Origin of the sequence: Bacillus sp. SIMBA_074, assembly GCF_046534555.1 — a bacterium.
GTDB lineage: Bacteria > Bacillota > Bacilli > Bacillales > Bacillaceae_G > Bacillus_A > Bacillus_A mycoides.
On record NZ_JAWRYM010000924.1, the window covers coordinates 1 to 252 of the forward strand.

Genomic DNA, 252 nt, shown 5'->3' on the forward strand with positions numbered 1-252 from the left:
CGGGTCGCGCAGGGGCGACGCCGCCATCCGCTCGAGCGTCCGGGCCGCCAGCCCATGCCCGGCCGGGCGCGCCAGCAGGAAGTCGAGGAGGGGCGCCACCGGGAACTTCGGCGCCGTCCCGAAGCCGCCGAAGTCGGCGTCCTCCGCCTCCGCCAGCTGGGCGATCGCCGCATCCAGCTGCCGGCCGTCGGGCAGATCGGCGACCGATGTGGCCGCCTCCGCCGCCGCGGCGAGTGCCGCCGCCACCTTGCC

At 78.6% G+C, this 252-nt stretch carries 1 pseudogene; it reads right to left on the reverse strand.

Annotation, left to right across the window (positions count from 1 at the left end):
• Positions 1–252: pseudogene (locus tag SB773_RS33480) on the reverse strand (hypothetical protein); the annotation flags it as partial.